This window comes from Nonomuraea montanisoli, assembly GCF_013363975.1.
Classification (GTDB): Bacteria; Actinomycetota; Actinomycetes; order Streptosporangiales; family Streptosporangiaceae; genus Nonomuraea; species Nonomuraea montanisoli.
Genome location: NZ_JABWGN010000031.1, coordinates 1 through 24,594, shown reverse-complemented (window position 1 = coordinate 24,594; position 24,594 = coordinate 1). Strand labels below are relative to the sequence as shown.

General features: G+C 72.1%; 26 protein-coding genes. 13 read left to right on the top strand and 13 right to left on the bottom strand.

From position 1 onward, the window contains the following. Positions 1 to 28 precede the first annotated feature (28 nt). The 5 genes from HTZ77_RS47180 to HTZ77_RS44125 form a co-directional block, all read right to left on the bottom strand. Complete coding sequence (locus HTZ77_RS47180) at positions 29 to 736, bottom strand: CGNR zinc finger domain-containing protein (protein ID WP_328809121.1); 708 nt, start codon at positions 734 to 736, stop codon at positions 29 to 31. A gap of 41 nt (positions 737 to 777) precedes the next feature. Continuing rightward, positions 778 to 1,923, bottom strand: a complete 1,146-nt coding sequence (locus HTZ77_RS44140) for a WD40 repeat domain-containing protein (protein WP_175595781.1) — start codon at positions 1,921 to 1,923, stop codon at positions 778 to 780. A 5-nt stretch (positions 1,924 to 1,928) separates the two neighbouring features. Further along, the gene (locus tag HTZ77_RS44135) at positions 1,929 to 2,939 is read right to left on the bottom strand and encodes a hypothetical protein (protein WP_175595780.1); all 1,011 of its coding nucleotides are present in this window, start codon (positions 2,937 to 2,939) and stop codon (positions 1,929 to 1,931) included. 84 nt (positions 2,940 to 3,023) lie between these two features. Beyond that, positions 3,024 to 3,386 (bottom strand): DUF2203 domain-containing protein, encoded by a 363-nt coding sequence (locus HTZ77_RS44130; RefSeq protein WP_175595779.1) that lies wholly within the window; start codon positions 3,384 to 3,386, stop codon positions 3,024 to 3,026. A 46-nt stretch (positions 3,387 to 3,432) separates the two neighbouring features. Then, positions 3,433 to 4,113 carry a GntR family transcriptional regulator gene (locus HTZ77_RS44125; protein WP_175595778.1) on the bottom strand — a complete coding sequence of 227 codons (681 nt, stop codon included), beginning with the start codon at positions 4,111 to 4,113 and terminating at the stop codon, positions 3,433 to 3,435. Positions 4,114 to 4,207: 94 nt separating this feature from the next. On the opposite strand from HTZ77_RS44125, the gene HTZ77_RS44120 reads away from it, so the two are divergent. The 7 genes from HTZ77_RS44120 to HTZ77_RS44090 all read left to right on the top strand — a co-directional run bounded on the left by HTZ77_RS44120 (position 4,208) and on the right by HTZ77_RS44090 (position 9,707). After that, positions 4,208 to 5,512 (top strand): MFS transporter, encoded by a 1,305-nt coding sequence (locus HTZ77_RS44120; protein ID WP_175595777.1) that lies wholly within the window; start codon positions 4,208 to 4,210, stop codon positions 5,510 to 5,512. Between the two features lie 93 nt (positions 5,513 to 5,605). Then, positions 5,606 to 6,538, top strand: coding sequence for an SPFH domain-containing protein (locus HTZ77_RS44115; RefSeq protein ID WP_328809120.1), 933 nt, complete (start codon positions 5,606 to 5,608; stop codon positions 6,536 to 6,538). Positions 6,539 to 6,764: 226 nt separating this feature from the next. Beyond that, positions 6,765 to 7,472, top strand: coding sequence for a sirohydrochlorin chelatase (locus HTZ77_RS44110; protein ID WP_328809119.1), 708 nt, complete (start codon positions 6,765 to 6,767; stop codon positions 7,470 to 7,472). Positions 7,473 to 7,551: 79 nt separating this feature from the next. Beyond that, positions 7,552 to 8,064 (top strand): GNAT family N-acetyltransferase, encoded by a 513-nt coding sequence (locus HTZ77_RS44105; protein ID WP_235996097.1) that lies wholly within the window; start codon positions 7,552 to 7,554, stop codon positions 8,062 to 8,064. A gap of 263 nt (positions 8,065 to 8,327) precedes the next feature. Continuing rightward, positions 8,328 to 8,783: a hypothetical protein gene (locus HTZ77_RS44100; RefSeq protein ID WP_175595775.1), complete on the top strand. Its 456-nt coding sequence runs from the start codon at positions 8,328 to 8,330 to the stop codon at positions 8,781 to 8,783. 88 nt (positions 8,784 to 8,871) lie between these two features. Then, the gene (locus HTZ77_RS44095) at positions 8,872 to 9,276 is read left to right on the top strand and encodes a nitroreductase family deazaflavin-dependent oxidoreductase (protein WP_175595774.1); all 405 of its coding nucleotides are present in this window, start codon (positions 8,872 to 8,874) and stop codon (positions 9,274 to 9,276) included. Positions 9,277 to 9,338: 62 nt separating this feature from the next. Then, positions 9,339 to 9,707 (top strand): PH domain-containing protein, encoded by a 369-nt coding sequence (locus tag HTZ77_RS44090; protein WP_175595773.1) that lies wholly within the window; start codon positions 9,339 to 9,341, stop codon positions 9,705 to 9,707. An 83-nt stretch (positions 9,708 to 9,790) separates the two neighbouring features. Here HTZ77_RS44090 and glgA read toward each other — a convergent pair whose 3' ends face one another. Beyond that, positions 9,791 to 10,975 (bottom strand): glycogen synthase, encoded by a 1,185-nt coding sequence (gene glgA / locus HTZ77_RS44085; RefSeq protein WP_175595772.1) that lies wholly within the window; start codon positions 10,973 to 10,975, stop codon positions 9,791 to 9,793. Positions 10,976 to 11,169: 194 nt separating this feature from the next. Here glgA and glgC point away from each other — a divergent pair, with 194 nt between their 5' ends. Then, positions 11,170 to 12,405, top strand: a complete 1,236-nt coding sequence (gene glgC, locus HTZ77_RS44080) for a glucose-1-phosphate adenylyltransferase (RefSeq protein WP_175595771.1) — start codon at positions 11,170 to 11,172, stop codon at positions 12,403 to 12,405. A gap of 245 nt (positions 12,406 to 12,650) precedes the next feature. On the opposite strand, the gene HTZ77_RS44075 is transcribed toward glgC, so the two are convergent. Continuing rightward, complete coding sequence (locus tag HTZ77_RS44075) at positions 12,651 to 13,004, bottom strand: hypothetical protein (RefSeq protein WP_175595770.1); 354 nt, start codon at positions 13,002 to 13,004, stop codon at positions 12,651 to 12,653. Then, positions 13,001 to 13,471 (bottom strand): hypothetical protein, encoded by a 471-nt coding sequence (locus tag HTZ77_RS44070; RefSeq protein ID WP_175595769.1) that lies wholly within the window; start codon positions 13,469 to 13,471, stop codon positions 13,001 to 13,003. The genes HTZ77_RS44075 and HTZ77_RS44070 overlap by 4 nt, the downstream gene beginning before the upstream one ends. 222 nt (positions 13,472 to 13,693) lie before the next feature. Here HTZ77_RS44070 and HTZ77_RS44065 point away from each other — a divergent pair, with 222 nt between their 5' ends. Beyond that, entirely contained in the window at positions 13,694 to 14,257 is a 564-nt protein-coding gene (locus HTZ77_RS44065) for a hypothetical protein (RefSeq protein WP_175595768.1), read from the top strand. A gap of 41 nt (positions 14,258 to 14,298) precedes the next feature. Here the strand turns inward: HTZ77_RS44065 and HTZ77_RS44060 are convergent, their stop codons facing one another. Continuing rightward, complete coding sequence (locus HTZ77_RS44060; RefSeq protein ID WP_175595767.1) at positions 14,299 to 15,528, bottom strand: transcriptional regulator; 1,230 nt, start codon at positions 15,526 to 15,528, stop codon at positions 14,299 to 14,301. Positions 15,529 to 15,763: 235 nt separating this feature from the next. Here HTZ77_RS44060 and HTZ77_RS44055 point away from each other — a divergent pair, with 235 nt between their 5' ends. Continuing rightward, positions 15,764 to 15,997 carry a hypothetical protein gene (locus tag HTZ77_RS44055; RefSeq protein ID WP_175595766.1) on the top strand — a complete coding sequence of 78 codons (234 nt, stop codon included), beginning with the start codon at positions 15,764 to 15,766 and terminating at the stop codon, positions 15,995 to 15,997. Positions 15,998 to 16,914: 917 nt separating this feature from the next. On the opposite strand, the gene HTZ77_RS44050 is transcribed toward HTZ77_RS44055, so the two are convergent. The 3 genes from HTZ77_RS44050 to HTZ77_RS44040 all read right to left on the bottom strand — a co-directional run bounded on the left by HTZ77_RS44050 (position 16,915) and on the right by HTZ77_RS44040 (position 19,067). Further along, the gene (locus HTZ77_RS44050) at positions 16,915 to 17,433 is read right to left on the bottom strand and encodes a type II toxin-antitoxin system RelE family toxin (protein WP_175595765.1); all 519 of its coding nucleotides are present in this window, start codon (positions 17,431 to 17,433) and stop codon (positions 16,915 to 16,917) included. A gap of 2 nt (positions 17,434 to 17,435) precedes the next feature. Then, positions 17,436 to 17,744 (bottom strand): type II toxin-antitoxin system Phd/YefM family antitoxin, encoded by a 309-nt coding sequence (locus HTZ77_RS44045; RefSeq protein ID WP_175595764.1) that lies wholly within the window; start codon positions 17,742 to 17,744, stop codon positions 17,436 to 17,438. 363 nt (positions 17,745 to 18,107) lie between these two features. Beyond that, complete coding sequence (locus tag HTZ77_RS44040; RefSeq protein ID WP_328809118.1) at positions 18,108 to 19,067, bottom strand: YeiH family protein; 960 nt, start codon at positions 19,065 to 19,067, stop codon at positions 18,108 to 18,110. Positions 19,068 to 19,455: 388 nt separating this feature from the next. Here HTZ77_RS44040 and HTZ77_RS44035 point away from each other — a divergent pair, with 388 nt between their 5' ends. The 3 genes from HTZ77_RS44035 to HTZ77_RS44025 all read left to right on the top strand — a co-directional run bounded on the left by HTZ77_RS44035 (position 19,456) and on the right by HTZ77_RS44025 (position 24,406). Next, positions 19,456 to 20,397: a LysR family transcriptional regulator gene (locus tag HTZ77_RS44035; RefSeq protein ID WP_175595762.1), complete on the top strand. Its 942-nt coding sequence runs from the start codon at positions 19,456 to 19,458 to the stop codon at positions 20,395 to 20,397. Between the two features lie 160 nt (positions 20,398 to 20,557). Then, positions 20,558 to 23,485, top strand: a complete 2,928-nt coding sequence (locus HTZ77_RS44030) for an ATP-binding protein (RefSeq protein ID WP_175595761.1) — start codon at positions 20,558 to 20,560, stop codon at positions 23,483 to 23,485. Between the two features lie 63 nt (positions 23,486 to 23,548). After that, on the top strand, positions 23,549 to 24,406 hold the full coding sequence (locus HTZ77_RS44025; RefSeq protein ID WP_175595760.1) for a hypothetical protein: 858 nt from the start codon (positions 23,549 to 23,551) through the stop codon (positions 24,404 to 24,406). A 61-nt stretch (positions 24,407 to 24,467) separates the two neighbouring features. Here HTZ77_RS44025 and HTZ77_RS48915 read toward each other — a convergent pair whose 3' ends face one another. Then, positions 24,468 to 24,563: a proprotein convertase P-domain-containing protein gene (locus HTZ77_RS48915; protein ID WP_407940651.1), complete on the bottom strand. Its 96-nt coding sequence runs from the start codon at positions 24,561 to 24,563 to the stop codon at positions 24,468 to 24,470. Positions 24,564 to 24,594 lie beyond the last annotated feature (31 nt).

Genomic DNA, 24,594 nt, shown 5'->3' with positions numbered 1-24,594 from the left:
CAGGCGCGGGAGCGACTCGGGGCGGCGGTCAGGCGCGGGAGCGGTGGGCGGCGACGCGCTCGCGGGTGGCGCAGCGCGCGCTGCAGAAGCGGCGCGGGCTGCCGCCCCCGAGGTCGAGATACGGCCGGCGGCAGCCGGGCGAGGCGCACAGCCCGCCGGGCACCCGCTGGTGGTCGGCCAGCAGCACCGCCAGCGCCAGCGCCGACGACGACAGGAACCACTCCGCCCATGGCGCGTCGTCACGGCTGTCCACGTGCAGGTGCCACGGGCTCGTGCCGCCGTGGCGGGTGAGCCGGGGCGCCCGGGCAGTGTCGTCGAGCACCTGGTTGAGCAGCCGGGCGGCCTCGTCGGGCCCGGGGGCGGCGAGCACCTCCACCAGCCGGGCCGCCGCCTCCCGCATCGCGGCGACGTCGTCCTCGCCGAGGTACGGGCTCATCGCCGTCCCACCGCCGCCCGCCTCGGGAGAGGCGGGACCGCCGTCCGCCTCAGGAGCCGCGGGGCCGCCGGGCACCGGCGCGGGAGGCGCTCCCCCGCCGCCCAGGCCGGCGGCCGAGACCGGGACGACCGTCTCGCCGCGCGGGCCGGCGGCCGAGATCGGGACGACCGTCTCGCCGTGCGCCCGCAGCACCTCCGCCACCGCCTCCGCGGACGGGCCGCCGGGCGGATCCCCGTGCAGCAGCACGACGCACAGGTCGACCGCCCGCGCCGCCATCGCCTTGGTGGAGTGAACCTTCACGCCCGCAGCGTATGCCCGCCCGGCCCCGGTGGACGCCTCCGTCACCCGCCGCAGGCGGCGAAGACGAAGGTGTCCTTCAGCAGCGGGTACCTGTCCCTGATCGTGACCTTGCCCGTGCCGGTGTCGATCTGCGCGATCGCCACCGTGTCGGGCTTGCTGTCGTGGTAGGCGACCAGGTGCACGGTGACCTGCGACGGCCCCGTCCAGTCGACCATCTCGACGTCGCCGGCCGGCAGCTTCACCTTCAGCCGGGCCGTCACCTGGTCGCTCGCCATGTCGTACAGGGCCAGCCGCCGCTTGGCGACCAGCGCCGCGACCGTGCGGCCGTCGCCGGACAGCGCCGGCGGGCCGTTCGACGCGATGAGCTGCGGGGGCGTGACGCGGGCCAGCTCCTGTCCCGCGTCGCTGTAGGCGACCAGGATCTGCGAGCCCTCGTCGTCCTCCGACCCGGCGAGCACCTCGCCGCCGTCGGCGCTGAAGCCCTTCAGCTCGTACGCCGACGGGATCGTGCCGATCCGCTCGCCCGTCCCGGTGTCGAAGACGCGGGTGTCGCGCGCCTTGTCGCCGGTGAAGGACACCGCGAGCCGGGAGCCGTCGTCGGAGAGCCGGAGCCCGGTCTCGTACTGCGCCACCTTGGGCAGCGCGTTCTCCGGGAGCAGGCTGACGCCGCCCCCGAGGGTGCGCAGGGCGAGACGGCCGCTCCTGGTGAAGTACGCGAGCCGCTGCCCGTTGCCGCTGACCGCGACCGGCGCGGCCACCGTGGACGCCTTCCGGCCCTTGGCGTCGCGGGCGATCGTCTGGGCGTCCGGCAGCGTGCCGCGCGCGCCGCTGTGCATCACGACGCGCCAGGCGCCGCACGGGCGCGGTTCGCCGCCCTTGGACCGGCAGCCCTTGACGGAGACGTACCGGACGCTGTCCTGGCCGTGGCCGGCGTGGGCGTGCGGCGGCTCGTGGAGCGCGCCGGCCGCGACCGGCGTCACTCGGGCGGCCACCGGAGCGGACGCCGGGGCCGCCAGCGCGGTCGCGGGTGTTGCCAGAAGCGCGGCCAGCCCCAGCGCGGCCCCCGCCGCCACCCGGCGCGTGCGGCTCCCCGCCGCGGCCGTCGTCCCGACCGGCCCGGCGGCCCGCCCCGTGGCCCCCGCCACGACGCCCGCCGGGAGCGTTCCCCTGCCGTTCCCGTTCCTCATCGCGATCACTCTCCCGCCGCGTAGAAGGCGAACCGGTCCTTGCCGATGGTGTACGTGTCGTTCTGCCGGACCTCGCCCGTGCCGGGGTCGGCGGTGAGCACCCGTACCACCGCCGGCCTCTCGTCGTCGTCGGTCGTCGTCGTCAGGACGAGCCGCCCGTCGGCCGTCCACCGGGCGAGGTACGGCGAGGCGGACGGCTTGAGCGCCAGCTTCACCGTGTCGTGCAGCTCGCCGCTGTCCAGGTCGTAGATCCGCAGCCGCGGCGGCCGCTTCAGGTCCGCGTCGCCGCCGATCAGCACCGCCACGGTCCTGCCGTCGGCGGCCAGGGCGAGGGTGGTGGCGTTGGCCACGACCTGGGGCGGCGTCCTGCCCGTCGAGCCGCCGTCGCCGAGCCGGTGGGCGACGAGCGCCGTGGTGTTGTCGCCGGGGAAGCGGCGGGCCAGCACCTCGTCGCCGTCGCCGCTGAACCCGACGGGCTCCTCGGCGGCGGGCAGCTCGGTGACCTTCCCTGTGGCGATCGTGACGACCTTGGTGGGGCGGCGGGCGGGGTCGTCGGTGTAGCTCACGAGGAGCCGGTCGCCGGCCGGTGAGAGCGTCAGGGTCAGGTCGTCGGTGCCGATCCCCTTCGGCACGAGCGACCGGGGCAGCTCCGTGACCGTCCCCCCTGCGGCCCCGCGGACGACGACGCGGTGGTCGCGGGCCCGCTCGTAGGCGATGACGCGGCCGTCGCCGCTGATCGCGAAGCGGCCTTCGTCGGGGAGGGAGCGGCCCTTGGCGTCGGTCCGGTTGACGGCGGCGTCGCGGACGGCGAGCGTGCGGCCGTCGGCCATGAGCAGCCGCCAGGGCCCGCAGGCGCTGTTGTCGCCGGCCTTGCTGTCGCAGGTCGGGATCCACGCCGCCCGGGCCGCCGGTGAGCCGGTGGCGGCGCGGGAGGCGTGGGCGGGGAGCGGCGCGAGCGTCGTCCCTCCGATGATCGCCGCGGCCAGTAAGGCGGCGGATGCTGAGATGTGCCTCATGTCGGTGATCCTTCCGTTCACCCCGGTTAGATTCCGGCATGAGGAGCCCGGTTGGTCACATCTCGGCCACGACCGCCCGCGTCGCTACGGCAGCGGCCTGCGCCCCGCGAAGCCGAGGTCCGTGCGGTGGTACCAGCCGAGCTCCGTCTCGCCCTCGATCCAGCACAGCCGTACGGACACCCCGTCGAGCACGGCCGGGAAGTCGAGCAGGACGGGCGCGATGCCCTTGATCTCCAGGCCCTGGCCGGCCCAGCCGCTCAGGATCTCCTCGATGCGCGCCTCCAGCGCCTTGAGCTCGGGGATCCCGCCGAGCGGGGACGACCCGGAGGTGCGCCGGTCGTGGGCGAGCTCGGTCATGTCGGCGCGGGCGGCGACGAGCGCGCGGGCGTCCTCGACGATCGCGGGCAGCAGCGCGCGGGCCTCGTCGGGCGTGTACAGCCTGTCCATGACCGCACGTTAGCGCCCGCCCTCCGCTTCCGGCGGGCCGCGCCGGTCAGGCGTCCGGGTCGTACGCGTGGACGAGCAGGCGCTCGGCGTGGTCGAGGTAGCCGTCGAGGAAGGCGGCCGCCTCGTCCACGCGCCCGCCCTCCAGCAGCTCCAGCAGGCGGCGGTTGCGCTCGACGAACGGCTCGTGGAAGTCGCGCGGGTTCTTCATGACGTGGAAGACGAGCCGCAGCTCGGCGAGGAGCTGGCGCATGGCCTCGTCCAGCCGCGGGCTCCGGTTGAGGGTGACCAGCGCCTGGTGGAAGCGGATGTTGGCGGTGCCGACGGCGCGCCAGTCGTCGCGCGCGGCGGCCCGCTCGGCGTCGGCGACGGCCTCCTTGATCAGCCCCAGCGCCTGCGGGGTGGGACTGCGGCGCACGGCCGCGCCCTCGATGACGCGGCGCACGCGGTAGAGGTCGGCGACGTCCTCGGCCGACAGGATCCGGACGAACACCCCCCGGTTGAGCCGGTGGTCGAGCAGCCGCTCGTGGCCGAGGAGCCGGAACGCCTCACGCAGCGTGTTGCGCGAGACGCCGAGCGCCTCGGAGATCGCCTCCTCCGACAGGCGCTGCCCGGGCTCGAAGAAGCCCTCGCTGATGCGGTCGCGCAGGATGTCGGCGACCCGCTCGGCCGTGCTGCTGCGCCCCAGGCGCGAACGGTCTCGTTCGAGATCAGCAACCCCGTTGTCCACGACGCCAATTAATCATCGAACAAACCTCTTGTCGAATTGTTCAACGATTCCTATGTTGAGAACAAAGCCCTTCAATTCCCTTGGGAGCGAACCGATGGCAGGCTCCACCTCCCAGGCGCGGCGGGTGATCGTCGCCAGCCTGGTCGGCACGTCCCTGGAGTGGTACGACTTCTTCCTGTACACGACCGCGGCCACGCTGGTCTTCGGCAAGCTGTTCTTCCCGACCCTGGACCCGCTGAACGCCACCCTGCTCGCCCTGACGACCAACGCCGTCGCGTTCGTCGCCAGGCCGCTCGGCGGCATCGTCTTCGGCCACTTCGGCGACCGGGCCGGGCGCAAGACCGTCCTCGTGGTCACGTTGCTCGTGATGGGGATCTCGACGTTCCTCATCGGCCTGCTGCCCGGGTACGCCACCATCGGCGTCGCCGCCCCGGTCCTGCTGGCGGTGCTGCGGTTCGTCCAGGGGCTCGGGCTGGGCGGCGAGTGGGGCGGCGCGGTCATCATGTCGCTGGAGCACGCCGACGACCGCCGCCGCGGGTTCAACGCGAGCTGGCCCCAGGTGGGGGTGCCGGCCGGGTTCGTGCTGGCCACCGCGCTGCTGGCGCTGCTGTCGGCCACGATGACGGACGCGGCGTTCCTGTCGTGGGGGTGGCGGATCCCGTTCCTGCTGTCGGGCGTGCTGGTGATCGTCGGGCTCTGGGTGCGGCTGAAGGTAACGGAGTCGCCGCTGTTCGCGGAGGTGGAGAAGCAGGGGCAGAAGGCGCGGATGCCGCTGGTCGAGGTGCTGCGCACCCACCCGCGGGCGCTGCTGTCGGCCTTCACCGCCCGCATCGGCGTGGACGTGGCCTTCTACATCTTCACCGTCTACATCCTCGTCTACGTGACCGGCCGGCTCGGCCTGCCCCGCTCCGTCGGCCTGAACGCGGTGCTCATCGCCTCGGCCCTGCAACTGGCGCTGATCCCGTTCTTCGGCGCCCTGTCCGACCGCCTGGGCCGGCGGCCGGTCTACCTGGCGGGCGTGGCCGGCGCGGCCGTCTGGGTGTTCGCGTTCTTCCCGCTGCTCGACACCCGCTCGTTCCCGCTGATCGTGCTCGCCGCGGTCGTCGCGCTGGTCACGCACGCGGCCATGTACGGGCCGCAGGCGGCGTTCATCGCGGAGCTGTTCAGCACCCGGCTGCGCTACAGCGGCGCCTCCATGGGCTACCAGATGGCCGGGATCGTGGGCGGCGCCATCGCGCCGATCGTCGCGCTCAAGCTGCTCGACGTGTACGGCACGACGCTCGCCGTGTCGCTGTACGTGGTGGTGGCGCTGGCCGTCACGGCCGTGGGCCTGGCCATCGCGCCGGAGACCCGCGACCTGGACCTCGCCCGCCCCACCGACCTGGCCCACCGGAGCTGACCCCGGCCCCTGGGTCGTCCAGGCCGTACTCCCCCCATACCGCCGCGAAAGCGCGGGCGGCGGCTGCCACCGCCGCCCGCGCGGGAGGTCCCCGTGAGAACCACCCTGATCGTCATCGCCGCGATCCTGTCGATCCCGGCGCTCGTCGGCCTCGTCACCGGGCTGGAGCGGACCGACGGCGGCGAGGTCGCCGTGATCCGCGACGGCGGCCCGTTCGACGACAACAAGGTGCGCCAGGTCATCGACCCGGCCTCCGGCCTGACCTGGACCGGCTGGTGGTCGTCCACGCACGGCTACCCGGCCCAGCAGCGCTTCTACACGATCACCGCCGACCCCAGGCGGGCCACCACCCTCGGCGTGGACGTCGTGACGGTGCCCAGCAGCGACGGCGTGAACCTCGGCATCGAGGGCACCCTGTACTTCACGCTCAACCTCGACCACGGCACGCTCAAGACGTTCGACGACAAGTACGGCACCCGCACCTTCCGCGCGCAGGACGGCGCCGCGCTCTACCCGTGGGACGGCGACGAGGGCTGGAGCGCCTTCTTCGGTCAGGCGGTGCGGCCGGTCATCGACAACGCGCTGCGCTCCGAGATCGGGGCCATGCGGTGCGGCGAGCTGGTGCCGTCGTGCTCGCTGCTGGAGAGCACCGCGCTCAGGCCGCAGAGCAGCAACACCAACCTGGTCAAGGTGCAGAACGCGGTCAACGCCACGCTCGCCCGCGAGCTGCCCGGCACACTGGGCGGCGACTTCCTGACCGGGCTGCGGTTCACGCTGGCCAGGGTGACGCTCCCGGCCGAGGTGCAGAAGGCGGTGGACCGGTCGCTGGCCGCGGGCGCCGCCGTGTCGGAGGCCCAGGCCAAGGTGGAGCAGGCCAAGGCCGAGGCCGCGGCCAACCGGGCCCGCCAGGAGGGGTACGACAAGTGCCCCGCGTGCGCCGAGATCGAGAAGCTGAGGTCGTTGCCCCAGGGCATCACGGTGTACGCCCCGGGCAACCCGCAATCGGTCGTCGTCCCGGCCCGCTGACCATTCTGAGTCCCGGCCCGCCGATCTTCCCCGCCCGCTCCGCCGCGACCGCGGGGGCCGCGGCGGAGCGGGCGGCGAACGGGCCGGGGGCGAAGCGGGACGTTGTGATTGAATCGCTGCCGATTCCCAGAACACCGGGCATCCATTGGGCATAAACTGCGCGCCTGTGAGCCTGCCTGTACGTGAACGTTCCCCCCGGCCGGGCGGCGGTCGCCACCGCCGTCCCGTGCCCACGTCCCTGCCGCCGGACGCCCCCGTGCTCGTGCTCGCCGCGCCGGGCGACGCCTCCGGCGTGGCCTCGGAGATCGCCGCGGTCGTGCGGGTGGACAACCCCCAGATCGAGGTGCGCCTGGCGACGGTCGCCGACCTGGCAGACTCCCTGCCCTCCGGCCGCGACGCCGTGGTCGTGCCGCTGCTGACCTGGGACGACCCGGCCGTCCTCGCCGAGATCGGCAAGGCCGTGGCGGCCGGCGGCACCGGCGCGGTGGTGACCGAGGCGCTCGGCCCGCACCCGCTGCTGGCCGAGGCCCTGCACATCAGGCTGGCCGAGAAGGGCCTGGCCCGGGCCGACCGGGTGCGCCTGCTCAACGTCTCCAGCCCCGTCGACGCCGTCATCCTCGGCACCGCCGGTGGCGCGCGGGCGGTGCAGGCCGTCCAGGCCACGGCCGTGCTGCTCGCCTCCCGGCTGACCATGCCGGTCGTGGCCGCCTCGCTCGACAGCGAGCCGGGCGTGAGCGTGGCCGCCCAGCGGCTGCGCGCCGCCGGGGCCGAGCGGCTGGCCATCGCCCCCTGCGTGATCGGCCACGAGATGGCTCCGGGCACCCTGGAGCAGGCCGCCGCCGAGATCGAGGCCGGGCACGCCGAGCCGCTCGGCGCGCACGGCGCCATCGCCGAACTTGTCGCCCGGGCTTACGGGAGTCAACTCGCCACTTGACAAGGGCTTGTGGAGATCGCAAAACTCGCGTTAACTTCTCCCCATGCGCCACGTGCAGTGCAACGGTGCGCGTTTGTGCTTGCGTGACGTCACGGAGGCCGACGTGTCGGCGCTGCACGCCGTCTACGGCGACCCCGCCGCGACGCGCTTCATGCCCTTCGGCGCCCTCACCTCCGAGCAGGTGGGGGCGCTCGTCAAGGAGGCCCTGGAGGCGGCGGAGGACGAACCACGCCGCCTGTACGTCTTCGCGGTCGAGGACTCCGACCACCACGAGGTGATCGGCGTCGCCCGGCTGCACGTCGAGACCGACCTGCCGCACAGCGCCGAGATCGGCCTCGGGCTGCGCCCCGACCAGTGGGGCCGCGGCATGGGCACCGACCTCATCCGGCTGCTGCTGTCGTTCGGCTTCAAGCAGCTCGGCCTGCACCGCGTCTGGGGCGCCCGCTCCCCCGACAACCTGCCCGCGCAGCTCGCGATGCTGACCGCCGGCATGGTCGAGGAGGGCCGCATCCGCCACCACCTGCCGACGCCGGACGGCTGGCGCGACTCCATCGTCCACTCGGCGCTGGAGGACGAGTGGACCGACCGCTGACCCGGCCCGAGCCGCGGCACCGGCGCGGCCAGGGTTGACAGGCGGGCCGGTTCCGGGCGGGAATGACGACCGGCTCCCGGTCCGGCGGACTTGACGGCGCGCACCGGAACGGACGGGGCACGACGGGCGGGATCGGGTCCCGGCGGACAGGACGGCGCGCTCCGGAGCCCCGCGCCCCGCGGGCTTGACGCGGTGGTGCGTCGCCGCCGGGGATTGTCGGTGGCTCCCCCTACGATGAGGCTCCTCACGGAGGGATCACAGACATGCTCGACTCGCTGATCGTGCCCCTGTTCGTCACGACGGACCTGCCGCCGCGCGCCGACCTGGCCGAGTTCGGCGCGCTGCTGGCCGAGACGGCCCGCACGCTCGACCATGACGGCGTGAGCTACGAGGCGTTCCTGGCCGGCAAGGTGTTCTGGCTCGACCGCCCCGCCACCGCCCGGCAGCCGGCGGCCGTCGAGACCGAGCAGCGCTTCGCCGCGCTGCTCGGCTACCTCGCCGCCTCCGGCCCCGGCCACACGACGCGCGGCGTGGTCGCCGACGTGCGCCGGGCGATCTCCACGGCGGTCACCGGCCGCTACGGCGACGCGGGCGTCCCTCCGGCCGTGTTCGCGATCCGCGACCGCGACGTGCGCGAGCGCACCCCCGACGCCGCGCTCTACGTCGACACCCGTGACGCCGTCCCCGACCTGGTCACGGCCACCCGCTCCTACCTGTGACCCGCGGGCGGCGGGGCGGCCGGTCAAGTCCTCGTACAGACCGGGCCGCCGGCGGTGACATGCCCTCGGTCGGGGGTAGTCGGTCCTCATGCTTTTCGGCCAGGAACACGTTCAGCGCTATCAGCAGACCAACGGCGAGGAAGGCCACGACTGGAACAACACGACGGTCCTCCTCCTGACCACCAAGGGCCGCCGCTCGGGCCGCCCGTACACGACGCCGCTCATCTACCAGAGACACGGCGACGCCTACGTCGTCGTGGCGTCCAAGGGCGGCGACCCCGAGCACCCCGACTGGTACAAGAACCTGGAGCAGAACTCCGAGGCGGAGGTGCAGGTCAAGGGCGACAAGTTCAAGGCCCGCGCGCACACCGCCATCCCCGAGGAGAAGCCGGAGCTGTGGGCCCTGATGACCCGCACGTGGCCCGACTACGACGAGTACCAGAAGAAGACCGACCGCGAGATCCCGGTCGTCGTCCTGGAGCCCGTCCGCTGACCCACAGGTGACAAACCCCGGCCCGGCGGAACGGCGGGGGCCGGTCCGTTCGTTGCCCCGGCATGGCTGACATTCCCTATGATCGGAAAGAACAGCTCAGGCAGATCGAGAGCGGTCTCCTGCCGGGCGAGCGGATCGTGGCCGTCTACGACGCGATCGGCGCGGGAACCGGCTTCCTCGGCCTCACCGACCGCCGGGTGATCGTCCAGGACACGTCGTTCGTGGGCAAGAAGGTCGCGCTCACGAGCATCCCGTACGGGAAGATCTCAGCGGTGAGCGTGGTCAGCAACAAGTCGTTCGCCGGCGGGTTCTTCTCCTCGGGCTCGATCGCCGTCCACGTCGGGACGCACACGTACGAGGTGGACTTCCGCGGCGAGAACAAGGCGCACCACGTCCACGACGTGATCCTCCACCACATCTCCCAGGGCTGACGGCCTCCGGCGCCCGGACCCCGGCCGGGGGCGGGCGCCATGACCGTCACGCGCCCACTCCGTCGCGGTCGACGGGACCCGCGTCAGCGGGACCCGGTCAGCGAGGCGTACAGCTCCAGGGTGCGCTCGGCGATGCGCTCCCACGAGAAGTGCTCGATCGCCCGCACGCGGCCGGCCTCACCCATCCGGCGGGCCCGCCCGGGGTCGGCCAGCAGGGCGTTGACCTGCTCGGCGAAGTCGGCGGCGAAGCGCTCCGGATCGTGCGGGGTGCCGTCGGGGCCCTGGTCGATCGGCACGAGCAGCCCGGTCTCGCCGTCGGCGACCACCTCGGGGATGCCGCCCGTGGCGGTGGCGACGACGGCCGTCTCGCAGGCCATGGCCTCCAGGTTGACGATGCCCATGGGCTCGTACACCGAGGGGCACACGAACACCGTGGCGTGCGTCAGGAGCTGGATCACCTCGGGCTTGGGCAGCATCTCGGAGATCCAGACCACGCCCTCGCGCTCGCGTTCGAGCTCGCGGACCAGGCCGGTCACCTCGGCGGCGATCTCCGGCGTGTCGGGCGCGCCGGCGCAGAGCACGAGCTGCGCGCCGGGGTCGAGGGAGCGCGCCGCGTGCAGGAGGTGGACCAGGCCCTTCTGCCGGGTGATGCGGCCCACGAAGATCACGTAAGGCTTGGCGGGGTCCACGCCGTGCTTCTTCAGCACCGCGTCGTCCCGGTCGGGGGCGTACTCGGCGGTGTCGATGCCGTTGTGGATCACGGCGACCCGCTCCGGCGGGATCTCCGGGTAGGCGGCCAGCACGTCGCGCCGCATGCCCTCCGACACCGCGATCACCGCGTCCGCGGCGGCCAGGGCGGTGCGCTCGGCCCAGGAGGAGATCGCGTAACCGCCGCCGAGCTGCTCGGCCTTCCACGGGCGCAGCGGTTCGAGGCTGTGCGTGGTGACGACGTGCGGGACGCCGTACAGCAGCTTGGCGACGTGCCCGGCGAAGTTGGCGTACCAGGTGTGCGAGTGGACGACGTCGGCGCCCTCGCAGGCGGCGGCCATCTCGAGGTCGACGCCCAGCACCTGGAGCGCCGCGTTGGCCGACTCCAGCCCGCCGGGCACCCGGTAGGCGGACACGCCCGGCATGTCGCGCTCGGCGCCGAAGCACCGCACCCGGACGTCGGCCAGGCGGCGCAGGCGGCTCGCCAGGTACTCCATGTGGACTCCGGCGCCGCCGTACACCTCTGGCGGATACTCCCGGCTGAGCAGATCAACGCGCATGAGACGACCTTACGAGCATCCCGCCCATCGGGGACACACCGGCGTGCGACTCGCCGTCCACGCCCCTCCGCCTCGGGCCGGCCGAGGCCATCGCGGCCGACCGGCAAGGAGAAATCACCAAAAACTTAAGAAAAGTAACACTCCGGTACGGGGTCACGTCGATAGATCCGCCCGTAGGGGGTAGCGTCCTGCACATGAGGTCCCGGAGGGTGCTTGCGGTCGTACTGGCAGGTGGCGAGGGGAAGAGGCTCATGCCTCTCACGGCGGACCGGGCGAAACCGGCCGTGCCGTTCGGGGGGATGTACCGTCTGATCGACTTCGTCCTGTCCAACCTCGCCAACGGCGGTTACCTGCAGATCGTCGTACTGACCCAGTACAAGAACCACAGTCTCGACCGTCACGTCTCGCGCACCTGGCGGCTGACGGCCATGCTCGGCAACTACGTCACGCCGGTGCCGGCGCAGCAGCGGCTCGGACCGCGCTGGTTCTCCGGCTCGGCCGACGCGCTGTTCCAGAACCTGAACCTCATCTACGACGAGATGCCCGACCACGTCATCGTGTTCGGCGCCGACCACATCTACCGGATGGATCCCCGGCAGATGGTCGAGCAGCACGAGGACTCCGGGGCCGACGTCACGGTGGCCGCCATCCGCCAGCCGCTGTCGCTGGCCGACCAGTTCGGCGTCATCGAGACCGACCCGCAGGGCCGGCGGATCGTGGCGTTCCGCGAGAAGCCGAAGGACGCGGTGGGGCTCGCCGACTCGCCCGACGAGGTGTACGCCTCGATGGGCAACTACGTCTTCCGCACCCAGGCCATGATCGACGCGCTGCGCGAGGACGCGCTCGACCCGACGAGCAAGCACGACCTCGGCGGCAACATCATCCCGATGATGGTCAAGTCGGGCGGCGCCGACGTCTACGACTTCGCCAACAACGTCGTCCCGGGCTCCACCGAGCGCGACCGGGGCTACTGGCGCGACGTGGGAACGCTGGACGCCTACTACGAGGCCCACATGGACCTCATCTCGGCCCACCCGATCTTCAACCTGTACAACGACAAGTGGCCGATCCACACCGGCCACGACCCGCTGCCGCCGGCCAAGTTCGTGCACAACGACGGCGACCGGGTCGGCCGGGCGATCGACTCGCTCGTGTCCCCGGGCGTGATCGTCTCGGGCGGCACCGCGATCCGCTCGTGCCTGTCGCCCAAGGTGGTGCTCCACTCGCACTCGCTGGTGGAGGACTCCGTGCTCATGGACAACGTCAAGGTGGGCCGGGGCGCCATCGTCCGGCGGGCCATCATCGACAAGAACGTGGTGATCCCCGACGGGGCGCGCATCGGCTTCGACCTCGACTACGACCGCACCCGCTTCGCCCTGACGCGCGGCGGGGTCGTGGTCATCGGCAAGAACGAGATCGTCGAGCGCTGACCGGGCTTCCTGCTGACAGAGGCAAGGTCCTCACGGAGGCGCGCTTCGCGCGAAGGGGTTCAGGCGATCAGGGCTCAAAAGCGAGGTCCTCACGGGTGGCGCGCTTCGCGCGGAGGCGGTTCGGGCTGTGACAGTGGGGGAGCCAAGCTCCCCCACACCCCCTAGCCGGGGGCCTCCGGCCCCCGGACCCCCGAGCGCCGGCCACCTCGACGGCAGAGAGCCGGTGGCAGCGCATTGACAGCCGCCTAATCGGTGTCCTTCGGGTGTCGAGGCGATACGTAGACGACCCAGACAGTGCGAGAGACGTCATCTATGACATAGCGGACACGACCACCGCTGGTGACCTCGAACTCCCACTGCTCCAGGTCCTTGCCATTGTGACGATGAGTCGCGAGATCGCCACGTAGGCGATGCTGGCGGTCGCGGCTCGAACGCGAACGGGGGTCAGCACGCAGTACCTCGAAGCAGCGGCGCGTATTGGTCAAGGCATGACGGCACAGTTCTTCCCACCCCCTGACCGCGTCGCTGGTCCCGAACCGCACGTCCCACTCGTCATCCGGCGGTGGCACCGTTACGCGATCGCCGCGTTTCGGGCTCACGCTGAGACCTCCACCGGCCCGAAGTCACCTTCGGTCGGCTTGCGGGCCTCGGCATGGCGTTCAGGGTCGGCCTTGATCCGAGCGGTCGCCCGCCACCCTGCGATGACCTCTTGGGTGGTGACGTCAACGTCCAACTCCGCGGCATCGGAGAGCGCCTCGACCAGTTCCAAGGTGAAGGCGCGAAGCTCCTTCGGGGCAAGATGGCGCACCCAGGGGAAGACCTCAGGCATGGCGAGAACCAACGCACGCGCGGTGGGATCGTGTTTGATCAAGGCAAGAAAAAGCCGGGACGCCGTGGCCAGCGTCTGGTCGCGCTCCTCCTCACGGTCCACGGCCGTGAGGTAGAAGTCAGGGGCGTCCCGATGCGTGACTCGGACACGTCCCAGGCGTGCCGCGCGCTCGGCAACGGCCCGGGGGTTTCTCGACAGGTCGGAGAACGTGACGGCGTCGACATGGCTGGTGCTCACGCCATCAGGGTAAGTCAGAACACGATCTGAACACAGACAATCAGGGAACACCGATGGCAGTGCGCGGTGCAGGGCAAGAACGCCCCGGCCAGGTGATTGCTGACGGAGGGCTGGTGCGCACAAAGCCGAGCCCCCGCCCCGACTCAACGCGGGCGGCTGCAGGAGGTTCCACTGGTCAGCACACTTTTGGCGGCGCCCGAGACGTTCCCGTGTGTCGAGCGGGTGGCGTCCGGCAGTGGCAGCCTCAAGGTGGCCGGTTTCGTTGACCTGGTCGGCCAGGCGCACCGGCGCAAGGTCGTCTCTGTCGTCCTTGAGGAGATCCAGCTACGTGTTCAAGGGCGAGCTGTTGTCGGTTCAACCGCGCACCGCCGTCGAGGAGGTCAATCGGCGCTGAGCCGGCGGCCCTATCGACCAGCGCCTTCGCTGATGCCCCTAACGTCGTATCGCTATAGTCAAAACGATCGGTGGCATCGGCACAGGGAGGATCCTGACGGGCCGGCCGATGTGGTGGCACGTGATGTCTCGTTCGTGCGGCGAGCGAGCGCCAAGTCTGCGCTGTTCAGACTTCAGCTCGTCACAGCAGACCCGGCTCTGAATCACCTCGCCACTCAGGCGCTGGATGCCCCGTGGAGGATCTGTTCCTCGGCAGATCAGCCGGAGCTGAACGCTGGCCGTGATCAAGCACTCATCGCTCTCCAAGAGTTCATGAATGCGGCCTCGCAACAGGTGCTGGATGCGGCCGCACGAGGGCAAGCACAGCGAGCAAGCCTTTACCTCTCCCCGTGATCTTGGGGAGGGGCGGCTCGCAACCATCGACGCGAGAGCCGTTAAGTGCCGTCCAGTTCCTGGTACGCCTCGCGCAACTCTCCGGCTTCGGGGACACGGCGCGCCTCGATGGCGTTGATCACCTCTCGTGCTCGCCAATAGCTGGATGGCACCAGGGACCCGCTTGTGAGGGCAGCAAGCGTGATCTGCCCTGCTTCGTCTGGCTGGTCCGCAGCCAGCAGAGCGAGTGCGAGGTCGGGCCGGGCGGAAACTGCCCTCCTCGGGCGAACCGTGCCATCGGCAGCGGACTCCAGCCGGACGAGCACTTGCCTTGCGTACCTCTCGGCCGCCGGGTCCCCGAGCCAGGAAAGGGTGGTCGCGACGTAGGCGTCCCGCTTGGAAGGGTCGTAGCGGTAATGGTGCTCTGGCTGCTCGGGCACCGGCAGGGGCGCGACGAGCCGGTCAACTCGGTGCAGTGAGTCCCGGGTCTCCGGCCCCGCTCCCAGTCGGGCCCATGCCCGTCCCTCCTGGGCGGTCGCCTGAATGTAGACGGAGCTACCGCGTGGCGCGATCGTCTTTGCGCCCTGGGAGAGGGTCAGGGCACGACGGTAGTCGCCGATCGTGACCGCCTGCCACGCCTCCGTCTCCAGACACCATGCCGCGATCTCGGCATGCCCGGCATGGCCGGCCAACTGGGAGCCTGTCCGCAACCATGTCTTCGCCGCCTGGAACTGCCGAAGGTCGATATGGCAGGTGGAAGTGAGCAATGACAGCCAGCCGCCGACCACGAGAAGACGTCGATGCTCGTGGAGCGTCTTCTTGGCCTCGAAGAGATGCGAGACGTAGGACAGGTGCCGGCGGACCCGGTTGAGCAGCTCAAACGGCGGGGTCACCGGATAGGCGGTCGCGAGGTCGTCAACGGCTGCCTCCAGCCGGTCGAGCGTCTCGGCCCCTACGTCACTGGCAGCGACACGACGGGCCAACTCCAGCGCTTCGATCTCGTCCCCGTCGAAAGACACACGAGGGACCGCGCCGCTGGCCTCAGCGCCGAACAACTCCGCTTCCTCCATGCCGAACACCCTGCAGTAGAGCACTCGGTAGGGATCCTTGGGCTGGTGCCTGCCCGCTTCCCAATCCTTGATCATCCGTGTCAGGGATTCCCGTTCGGGGAGCCGGGCGCGGGTGCGGCTGTCAGCGGCCTCGGCAAGCTGCTTGGCCATCTCCCGCTGCGTCCAGAACTTGCCGCGCCTTGCGGCACGTAGCCGCGCGGCCCAGGCCGGAACGCTGTCCATGGCATGCACCTCGGGAACTCGGGGGACCCGCGTGTCTCCCCCAGTCTCCCCTACTCGAACTGCCGATGGGAGGCGCCTCGGCGATCTCATGAGAGTGCTGCACACGAGCGGGACCCGCAGGCGCGCGCACGCCGTACGGGTCCCTTGATCGCACACTGGAGGTGCGACCCATGGAGAACTCTAGAGGCGTCCCCGTCCCGAGAGCGGACTGAGCGAGGCGGGAATCCTGGCCGACGTGCACATCGGGTACGGGCTGGCGTTGGTGTCGGTCTGGGTCGGCCTGGTGGTGTGGTCCGATGGTGAACGCTACTGGTGGCGGACCGGCTGGGACGCCGACCGCAAGCGCGTGATCTACGCCCGGCATCCCGCTGTCGAGCCGGCTCGTGCCGCCCGCCGCATCGCCTTCCGGTACGCCGACCTCTGCGCGAACCAGCCACTGTCCACGGTCATCGCCGAGCCCAGCCGATGACAGATCACCGCGCAGCCATCGGAGGCAGAGCCAAGATCATTGACCTGCTCCATAGTCCCGCACGCACACGCGCATACGGCGCGTGGCTGATGGGGCAGCGCGGAACGATCGTTGGCGTCCTGCGTAACAACACTCTTGCGCTTCTGAAGCTCGACAGCGCTGCTATCGACATCCCGAACCAAGTCCAACGGTGGCCTGTGCACTGGGATGACCTGTTCATCTATGCCCGGCCATCTGAACCCGGCGGGCCAGAGCGCCCATTCCGGCTCGGCTTGTCCAGCCCCGGTCGCGACCCTGTCAAGCATGCCGTACGGCCTGAGACGCTGTCGGTCGCTCTATGCGGGGCTGTGGCACACCCGCTGCCCGTCTGCGGGTGGTCCCTGGTGTTCGCGGTCACAGCCGAAAGAGCCTGTCCGGAGTGTGTCCGTCTGGTGAAAAGAGCGTCATAGCCGAGGCGGTGGTGCGATCGACATCTCGGCGACCCCCAGGGGCACCGAGAGCTCCCCGTCTCGCATCACCACCTCCTGGTAGTGCTCAGGGGCGTCCTACGGCACTCTTTCCCCTCCCCCGACAGCTGTCATTGCGGGTCCGCCCGAGGCGTGGATTCCGTCTTCCGACTTCCGATACGACTGCCTGAGCCTTCCACGTCACCCACATCCATGCCGCACAGACGGAGTTGATGCCGACCGAGGGACACGAACCAGGCCGTGCAGGGAGCGGGTACGGACCTCAGCTTGCCTCCCGTCCAAATGCCTGGAGCTTGGCAAGGCCGCAGGGCACACAAGCGAAACGCACGAGGACCAGTCATAGCTGTGGGATCGGGCCCGCCCGCCCGCCTCCGGAGCCCCGAGCACCGGCCACCTTGACGGCAAAGAGCTGGTGGCAAGCGCTTCTCCTCAGACAAGAGATGCGCGGACCTAGCGAGCCTCTGACCGATACTCAGCCCACAAGTCGACAGCCTCCTGGAGATCCAGAGCAGCGACGTCCTCGCGGGCCATCCCCACCGTGTAGATCAACCGGTCGGCCAGCCAGTCTGGAACCGGTTCTCTACGCGGCGCTTGCTCCACCCGGATGTGATCGGCCAACGCGCCAAGACGCTCGATCACCTGACCGAGCCGGACGACCTCCGGACGGCCGGTACCCGCCTCGCGCACCCTGGCCGTCGCCTCGGCGTAGACCTCCGCGTCGGCTCGCTCACCGACAGCCCACACCTCGCAGATCTCCACCGCCTTGTCCTCGGTGATGCGGTAGACGACACGCCAGGTGTTGCGACCCACCACAAGCTTCCGAAAGCCGGTCAGGTCCCCACCGAGCGGGTAACCAGCCTCAGGGTGGTCCAACAGGAGAAGGATCTTCTTGAGCACCTTGGGCACCGCGTCTGGGCCGATGCGTCGCAGGTCATCGACCGCTGGCGCCGTGAAGACGACGTCCGACACGTCTACTCGTCGTCTGGGATGGCGGCCAGCGACTCGCGAGTGTGCCCGAAAGCGGCCAGCACCTCATCGAGCGAGACCCGCTCCCCCGTGTCCGTCACCGACCGAGCGAGCACAAGCGCCAGATCGCGCATGTCGGCCGCTGCCTCTTCCAACTCGTTGAGTCGGCGGATGCTCACCACAGCCGCCACCGGCTGGCGCCGACGGGTAACCACCAGATCGGCCCCTTGCTCCGCATCGGCCACCAGGCGGGCGACCCCTCGCTGGGCCGCCTCGGTGACACTCAACTCAGTGGCGTCGTGCAGAACGGTCATACCTCAACTGTACATCTTTCTGCACAGAACCGCTTCTGCCTGGATGTCAGTTCGCACGGGGGATCAGACCGCAATGATTGCTGCCCCCGTGAGCAGGCGGGCGGGGATGGTGCGGCCTCGGGCGGGGCTGGCGTGGGCCATGCCCGAGGCGGGGCCGCCGTCCGGCCGGGGGGCGCCATTCCCGCCGGTCAGACCGTGGCCCGTCGATCATCCGGATGTCATCCACGGTAGCCAGGTGATCGTCGCGGCTGCCACTCATTAACCCAGGAACGGCCGAACCAGGACTCGTCACCCAGGGATCCGCTACCCACGAACTCGTCACCCAAGGGCTGGCTGCCCCGAGGGCTCGTCGCCAGGAATCCGTCAGCGCAGGACGAGCACCCCGGCCAGCGCCACGAGCGTGACCAGCAGCGCCGAGAGGGCCCCGAGGGCGACGGCGCGGCGGCCGGTGCTCAGCAGTTCCCGCACCCGTACGGCCGTCCCCATCGCGAACAGGGCGGCGGTGAACAGCACCGTCTCGGCCGTCCTGATCGGCGCGAGCCAGCCGTCCGGCACCGCGCCGAGGCTGCGCAGGGCGACCACGGCCAGGAAACCGGCGACGAAGAGCGGCACCACGGGAGTCCGACCTCGGGGGCCGGGTTGGGCGGTGCGGCGGCGCCAGAGGCTGACGCCCGCGATGAGCGGGGCGAGCATGACGACCCGGGTGAGCTTGACGACCACGGCCGTGGCGAGGGCGGCCTGGCCGGCTGTCTGCGCCGTGGCCACCACCTGGGCCACCTCCTGCACGCTGGCCCCGGTCCAGACGCCGAAGCTCGCCGCGGGCAGGTGGAGGAGCCCGCCGGCGAGGGGCAGGAGGGCGATCGCGAGCGAGCCGTACAGGGTGACCAGGGCGACCGCGGTCATGACGTCCCGCTTCTCGCTGTCGGTCACGCCGTCCATGGCCGCGATGGCCGCGGCGCCGCAGATGGAGAAGCCGGTGGCCACGAGCAGGGCCGGCTCGCGGCCCAGGCCGAGCCGCGTCCCGAGCCACCAGGTGCCGGAGAACGTCACTGCCACCGTCGTCACGACCAGCAGCAGCACCGGGAGCCCCAGGGCGAGGACGTCCGGCACCGCGAGCCGCGCGCCGAGCAGGACGACGCCGAGGCGCAGCAGCCGCCCCGAGGCGAACGTCAGGCCGGGCCGCAGGGCCTCCGGCCGCGCGCCGAGGTTCCCCAGGAGGGCGCCGAGGACGACGGCCACCATCAGCGGGCTCACGGCGGGCACGAGGGCGTTGACGGCCACCGCCACCGCCACTCCGGCGGCGGCCACGAGCAGGCCGGGCACGAGGGAGCCACCGGCAGTCGCGACACGCGCCCGGCCGTCAGAGGGCGGATTGGCGGAGGGCGAGTTGGCGGAGGACCGGTTGGCGTCCGCCGGGCTGGAGGACGGCGCGCGTGTGGAGAGCGAGCGGGTCGACGTCGCGCTGGCGGCCAGCGAGCGGGTGGACGCCGCAGGGGTGGCCGGCGTAGGAGTGGCCGGCGTAGGAGTGGCCGGCGTAGGAGTGGCCGGCGTAGGAGTGGATGCCGCGTTCGTGGACGGTGTGCGGTTGGACGCCGCGCAGGTGGGCGGCGTGTCGGAGGGCGGGTGGGTGGACGCGCTCATGAGCCGATCTTCACAACCGCCGGGCCCGCCCGGTAGCCACCGGTTTCGCAGCGGGTCATACGGTGAGTGCATGACCCGACGATGGCCCGACCTGGGCAGCCTCGAACTGCTGCTGCTGATCGCCGAGCACGGCAGCCTGGGCAAGGCCGCCAAGCTGCACGGCATCACGCAGGCGTCGGCGAGCCGCCGGCTCGACACCCTGGAGCGCGAGCTGGGCGTGCCCCTGCTGCACCGCTCGACCACCGGCTCGCGGCTCACCCCGCAGGGCGAGGTCGTGGCGGGCCGGGCCCGGGTGGCGCTGGAGGCGGCCGGCGAGCTCCTGACCGGTGTCGAGGCGCTGCGCCGCGACCGTGACGCCCGCGTGCGGGTGGCGGCCAGCATGACGGTCGCCGAGTACCTGCTGCCCGGCTGGCTCGTGGCGCTGCGCCGGGCCGCGCCGGACGTGGAGGTGGGACTGCGGGTGGCCAACTCGGGTGAGGTGTGCCGCCTGGCGCAGGACGGCGAGATCGACGTGGGCTTCATCGAGTCGCCGTACGTGCCGGAGGGGCTGGCCGCCCGGCTCATCGCGCAGGACCGGATGGTCGTCGTGGTGGGACCCCGCCATCCCTGGGCGCGGCGGCGCGCTCCTCTGGAGTTCGCGGAGCTGGCGGCGACGCCGCTGGTCTTGCGCGAGCCCGGTTCGGGCACCCGCCACGCCGTCGACCGGATCATGGCCGGGCGGGACGTCGCCGCCCCGGCCCTGGAGCTGTCCTCGAACGCCGCGGTGAAGGTGGCGGTGGAGGCGGGGGTCGCCCCGGCGGTGCTCAGCGTGCTGGCCGTGGCGGCCGAGCTGCGCGAGGGACGGCTGGTCGAGGCGCTCGTCGCGGACTTCGACGGGCGGCGGCCGCTGTTCGCGGTCTGGCGGGGCCGGACCCGGCCGGCGGGCGCCGCGGCCGAGCTCGTCCGCCTCGCGAGCGCCTCCGGTCACGCCGGTCACATGCCGGGAGGGCCTCGTACGGGGGCGAGAGGGTAGGGCGAGGGCGGATCTGACCCGGCCCATTCGGTACCCGGCACGGCCCCTGCGGGGGTCCGGCGGGTGACCGGTGAGTAAGGGGAGGGTTGACCGCACTTGACCATTAGTGGATAACGGAATCCGGCACGGGCAGCACACCCGCACTGTTTCGGAGCACCCGATGACGAGCCTCGCCTCCCCAGCGCTGGTCGGACGCGACACACAGCTCAGGGCGCTCCTCCACGCGATCACCGACCCGCCCGCCGTGGTGCTCGTGCAGGGTGAGGCGGGGATCGGCAAGACCCGGCTGGTCCGCGCCGCCGTCGAACTCCTCCCGGACGAGCGCACCGTGCTGGTCGGCCACTGCCACCAGCTCAGGGAGCCGTTCCCCTACGGGCCGGTCTTCGACGCGCTCCGCCACGCGGCCGCCGCGCTGCCCGACCGCTCGGCGCTGAACCCGGTGACCGGGACGCTGCGCGGCTACCTGCCGGAGCTGGCCGAGCACCTGCCGCCGGCGCCGGCTCCGCCGCCGGTCGACGACCCGAGCGCGGAGCGCCACCGGTTGTTCCGCGCCGTCCACGCCCTGCTGAGCGCGGCGGGGCCGGTCCTGCTCGTGGTGGAGGACCTGCACTGGGCCGACGACGGCACGCGCGACCTGCTGCGCTTCCTCACCGACCAGCCCCCCGCGGGCCTGGCCCTGGTGGTCACGTTCCGGCGGGAGGACCTGCCGGTGCCGGGGCTGCCGTTCGGGCACGCCTACCGGCATCCGCAGGGCGTCAACAGCTCGGTGGTGGCGCTGGCGCCCCTGGACGTGGAGGGCGTCCGGCGCATGGCGGGCACCCTGCTCGGCCGCGCGGAGCTGTCCGCGTCCTTCGCGGCCCGGCTGCGCGAGCACACCGGCGGCGTCCCGTTCGTGGTGGAGGAGGTCGTCCGCTCGCTGCTCGACGAGGCCGGCCGGTTCGCGGGGGCCGACGAGGACGGTGAGGCCGACCCGGCCGGCCTGGACCGCATCGCGGTGCCGCTGCTGCTGCGCGAGGCGATGGCCGAGCAGCTCGCCGGCCTCTCCCCCGCCGCGCTGCGGGCCGTGCACGCCGCCGCCGTGCTCCAGCTCCCCGCCGACGAGCCGCTGATCGCGGCCGTGGTGCAGCCGCCGGGCGGCGAGGAGGCGGCCGCCGCCGTGGTCCGGCCGCCCGGCGCGCCGTGGTACGGCGGCCCGGACGGGACGGGGCTGCGCGAGGCGCTCAGGACGGGCGTGCTGCTGGAGCACCCCGACGGCCAGTACGGCTTCCGGCACACGCTCGCCCAGCAGGCCGTCTACGACGCGATCCCCGGCCCGGACCGGCGGCTGCTGCACCGGCGGGCCATGGCGGCGCTGGCCGCGCTCGACCACCGGCCGCTGGTCCGGCTCGCCTACCACGCCAGGCGCGCGGGCGACTTCGACGCCTGGCGGCGGCACGGCGAGGCGGCCGCCGACCAGGCCGCGGCGCTCGGCGACGTGCCGCTCGCCGTCGAGCTGCTGGAGGGCATGCTCGCCGACCCCAAACTGCCGCGCGAGGCCCGCGGCCCGCTGGCCCTGCGGCTCAGCAGGCTGGCCGCGGTCGGCCTGTCGCACCGGCGGGTCGTCCGGCTGCTGCGCCACCTGCTCTCGGACGACTTCCTGGCGCCGGAGGCCCGCGGCGAGGCCCGGCTCAACCTGGGCGTGCTGCTGTCGAACCAGGCCGGCGCGATCGAGGCGGGACGCCGCGAGGTGCTCGCCGCGCTCCCCGACCTCACCGACCGGCCCGGCATGGCGGCCAGGGGGCTGGCCCTGCTGGCCATCCCGGCGTGGGGGCCCGAGCCGATCGCCACCCACCAGAAGTGGATGGACCAGGCCGAGAGCCTGGTGGTCGCGGAGGACGACCCGGAGCTCGCGGCCACGGTCCACGCCAACAAGGTCGCCTTCGCCATGCTGGTCGGCTCGCCGGAGGCGTTCGAGCTGGCCGAGACCCTGCCCGCGGACCACCCGTCGGCGGGGGTGCGGCGCCAGGTGGCCCGCGCCTACTCCAACCTGTGCGACGCGGCCATCCCGCTCGGCCACTACGCGGCGGCCGAGCGGTACGCCCGCCTCGGCCGGCGGATCGCCGAGGAGAGCGGCGCCCTGTACCCGGTCTACCTGGTGGAGATGTCGTCGATCAGGCTCGACTGGCTGACCGGGCGCTGGGATCGGCTGCGTGAGCGGGCGGTCGCGGCCGTCGAGCGGATGCCGGAGGCGCCGCTGCTCGGCGTGGACGCCCAGCTCGTGCTCGGCATGCTGGCACTGGCCTGCGGCGAGTGGGAGGAGGCCGGGCGGCACCTGGAGGCCGCCGGTACGCGGGCGGCCGACTCGGCCTTCCTCCCGGTGGCGGCCTGCGCCTCCGGCGGGCTGATCGAGCTGTCGCTGATCCGCGGCGAGGTGGACGCGGCGCTGGCCGAGGCGCGCGGCGCGGTGGCGCGGCTGCGCCGCAAGGGCGTGTGGGTGTGGGGCGACCAGCTCGTCCCGGCCGCCGTCACCGCGCTGCTGCGGGCGGGGCGCCGTCATGAGGGCGCGGAGCTGGTGACGGAGTTCGCCGCGGGCATCGAGGGCCGGGACGCGCCGTCGGCCATGGCGGCGCTGGAGGTGGCGCGCGGGGCGCTGGCGCGGGGCCGGGGCGTGCTGGAGGAGGCCCTGGAGTGCCATGCCCGCGCCCGGGAGGCGTACGAGGCGATGTCCAGGCCGTACGGCGCGGCCCGGGCGGAGGAGGACGAGGCGGACGCCCGGCTGGAGCTCGGCGACAGGGAGTGGGCCGCGCGGCTCGTCGCCGACGCCGCCGAGCGGTACGCGACCCTCGGCAGCACCCACGACGCGGCCCGCTGCCGCCACAAGCTGCGCACGATCGGCGTGGGCGGGCCGCCGCGGCGGGGACGCAGGGCGGCCGGCGGCGTGCTGTCGCCCCGGGAGCGCGAGGTGGCCCGGCTGGTGGCGCAGGGCCGCACCAACAGGGAGATCGCCGAGGTGCTGTTCCTGTCGCGCCGTACGGTGGACACGCACGTGGCGCGGGTGCTGCAGAAGCTCGGCGTGCGCACCCGCACCGAGGTGGACCCGCCCCCCTGACCGGGCCCGCGAGAGCCGGAACGCGAGAGCGGGAAGGGGAATTCATGGTGCACGATGTCCCTCATGAGAACCACGAAGTCCAGGGTCGTCATCGGCAGGGGCGCCCTTGTCGGGATGATCGTCGGAGCGGTCGAGGCTGCGATCTGGTTGTCCGCGTCGGGCATCGCCGTCTACCACATGCTGGCGATGTGGGTCGTGCCCTTGCCGCTGGCCGCGGCCTTGGCCCTCCGGGCCGGGCTTCCCCGTTGGGGAGCGGCCGCTGTGGCGGGGTCGGTCACGTTCGCGTTCCTCACCCAGGCCCTGAATGCGCTCATGCCCAACCCCTCGCTTTTCGATCTTCCCGAGGCGTGCTACGCGCTCCCCTTCGTTCTCGCCGCGACGATCTCGTACGCGGCCGCGGCGTGGGCCGCTTCTCGTAACCCCTCGTGGTGGTCACGGGCGGCGGCGGCCGCCGCGATCTGCGCGTTCGTCGTCGCGGCGCTCCAGGGCCGGGTCGCCGTGGCCGACTGGTACAAGGAACGGGCGCTGGAGAGCCTGGATGTTCCTCTCCTTGCCCTGAACCTGCCGGGACACCGGTTCGACGGCTCCGGGATCGCCCGATCCCCCGGTGGACGCCCCGATGACGTCGGGCTTGAACTTGCGTACCGGAACGGCGACTCGATGACTTTCATCTCCATCGTTCCCGCGGCTCACCGCACTTCCGAGACGTGGTGCGCGGAGCAGCCCGGCGACCTGCGGCGGTCGGCCTGCCGCACGTTGCCGGGAGGCGACGTGCTGCTGGTGGAAGACCATGGCACAAGGAGTCTGTACGCCCGCCGGGAAGACGCCCTGATCCGCGTCGTAGGTGCCTCCGAGGCCGAGGTGCGCACCGTCCTGGCCGCTCTGAGCCCGGCGAGTCCGGCATCGCTGGCACGCGTCTGAAGAACAGCGAGAGCCGCTCGGCCTTGACCGAGCGGCTCGCTGAGCTCCTCCCTGTCGGGGATCAGACGGTGATGCTCCAGGAGTCCAGGAATCCGGTGTCACCGAGGTAGACGTCGCTGACCTCGAGGGTCCAGGTGCCGGCGGCCTGCTGGCTCACCGGTACCGAGTAGGTCCTGGTGCCGTAGGAG

Bases quoted from the DNA above. Each gene is read 5' to 3' on its own strand.
- HTZ77_RS44140 (WP_175595781.1), bottom strand. From the start codon at position 1,923: ATGAGGAACGGGAACGGCAGGGGAACGCTCCCGGCGGGCGTCGTGGCG.
- HTZ77_RS44135 (WP_175595780.1), bottom strand. From the start codon at position 2,939: ATGAGGCACATCTCAGCATCCGCCGCCTTACTGGCCGCGGCGATCATC.
- HTZ77_RS44130 (WP_175595779.1), bottom strand. From the start codon at position 3,386: ATGGACAGGCTGTACACGCCCGACGAGGCCCGCGCGCTGCTGCCCGCG.
- HTZ77_RS44120 (WP_175595777.1), top strand. From the start codon at position 4,208: ATGGCAGGCTCCACCTCCCAGGCGCGGCGGGTGATCGTCGCCAGCCTG.
- HTZ77_RS44100 (WP_175595775.1), top strand. From the start codon at position 8,328: ATGCTCGACTCGCTGATCGTGCCCCTGTTCGTCACGACGGACCTGCCG.
- HTZ77_RS44095 (WP_175595774.1), top strand. From the start codon at position 8,872: ATGCTTTTCGGCCAGGAACACGTTCAGCGCTATCAGCAGACCAACGGC.
- HTZ77_RS44090 (WP_175595773.1), top strand. From the start codon at position 9,339: ATGGCTGACATTCCCTATGATCGGAAAGAACAGCTCAGGCAGATCGAG.
- glgA (WP_175595772.1), bottom strand. From the start codon at position 10,975: ATGCGCGTTGATCTGCTCAGCCGGGAGTATCCGCCAGAGGTGTACGGC.
- glgC (WP_175595771.1), top strand. From the start codon at position 11,170: ATGAGGTCCCGGAGGGTGCTTGCGGTCGTACTGGCAGGTGGCGAGGGG.
- HTZ77_RS44060 (WP_175595767.1), bottom strand. From the start codon at position 15,528: ATGGACAGCGTTCCGGCCTGGGCCGCGCGGCTACGTGCCGCAAGGCGC.
- HTZ77_RS44045 (WP_175595764.1), bottom strand. From the start codon at position 17,744: ATGACCGTTCTGCACGACGCCACTGAGTTGAGTGTCACCGAGGCGGCC.
- HTZ77_RS44035 (WP_175595762.1), top strand. From the start codon at position 19,456: ATGACCCGACGATGGCCCGACCTGGGCAGCCTCGAACTGCTGCTGCTG.
- HTZ77_RS44030 (WP_175595761.1), top strand. From the start codon at position 20,558: ATGACGAGCCTCGCCTCCCCAGCGCTGGTCGGACGCGACACACAGCTC.
- HTZ77_RS44025 (WP_175595760.1), top strand. From the start codon at position 23,549: ATGAGAACCACGAAGTCCAGGGTCGTCATCGGCAGGGGCGCCCTTGTC.